The sequence below is a fragment of the Ruthenibacterium intestinale genome, assembly GCF_040096265.1.
Lineage (GTDB): Bacteria > Bacillota > Clostridia > Oscillospirales > Ruminococcaceae > Ruthenibacterium > Ruthenibacterium komagatae.
The window spans coordinates 1-1,304 of sequence record NZ_JBBMFA010000020.1 but is presented as its reverse complement, the minus strand read 5'-3'; the positions used below and the strand labels follow the sequence as shown (position 1 = coordinate 1,304).

Annotated in this window: 1 protein-coding gene; it reads left to right on the top strand. The window is 51.5% G+C overall.

Features of this window, described 5'->3' with window-relative positions:
- The coding region (locus tag WMO24_RS15860) for a DUF3987 domain-containing protein (protein WP_349214080.1) at nucleotides 1–840 on the top strand (840 nt) is incomplete at its 5' end.
- Nucleotides 841–1,304 lie beyond the last annotated feature (464 nt).

The following is a 1,304-nucleotide window of genomic DNA, read 5'->3' as shown; positions in this document are numbered from 1 at the left end:
GCAGGACGGTATTCCAACAAATCCAACATTGATGTCTGGCTGAAAGGCCATTGTGGGGATGCCATTTATGTGGATCGTATGACCCGTGAAGCAGAATGCATCATGCACCCGGCGCTGTCAGCTATTCTCTCGATTCAGCCCAGTGTGCTGGATGAAATCATGTCCAATACCACCATGACCGGGCGGGGCCTGATTGCCCGATTTCTGTATGCGTCCCCACCATCCAGAATCGGCAGCCGGGTCTTTCGTACCCAGCCGATTCCGCCCGAAGTAACCGCCGCTTACCGCAGTTTGATTTTTCGGTTGATGGCTCTGCCCATTGGTGACGATGCCCAGACGGTACACCTTTCCGAAAAAGCCTTTGACCTGATGGCTGATTATTTTCAGGAACATGAGAAGTTTCTGGTTGGCGAGGGGCAGGCAATTTCCGATTGGGCAAGCAAATATATCGGTGCCGTACTCCGGATTGCGGGACTGTTGCACTGTGCTGATATGGAAGATGACAAAGCAGAAGTAACAGCTTCTACGATGAGCAAGGCGATTCAGATCGGCAAATACTTTCTGGCTCATTCCACCTACGCCTATTCTATGATGGGTACTGACTTGAGCATCCAGAAAGCCAAATTTGTCTTGGCAAAGCTGAAAAAGAAGAATGTATCTGTGATCAAACGTTCTGAGCTTTTTCAGATGTGCCGGGGAAAGTTTTTCAAGAAAACGGAGGAGATTTTTCCGACTTTGGAATTACTGGAGGGGCATGGATACATCCGGCTGGAAGAACCGGAACGCCAGTCGGTAGGCAGACCAGCCGATGTGAAAATCATCGTGAACCCCGCAGCATGAAACCGGAATTTTCTGCATTTATTGCATTTCCTGCACAGAGTTGCACTCTGGTATCGCACCACCGTCCCCATCGAAAAATCCGCAGATTTGGAGATGGATGGTTCGGGAGAATCCGGTGGATTTTCCCGAACCGTGGGCGGCAGGATTGCTTACAGAAGCAAGAATGCCGGACACACCTGACTTGTTGTGTGCAACATACACGCAAGGCAGGGAGGCTCCCGCAGGAGCCGCATCCCCCTCGGAGAGCCCACGATACTTTGCAGCCGCAGGATGAAAGTATCATAGTGGGTTATTACACTTCCGCAGGAAGTGCACCCCGGCCCGCAGGCCGTACAAACGTGAAAGGAGCTCTATGGCGAGAAACGACGGGATTGACCGTACCAGCGCAAGAAACGTAAACCTGACCGCCGCTAAAATCGGAAATGCCCAGCGGCACAACGAACGAGAAAAGGAATCCTATACCA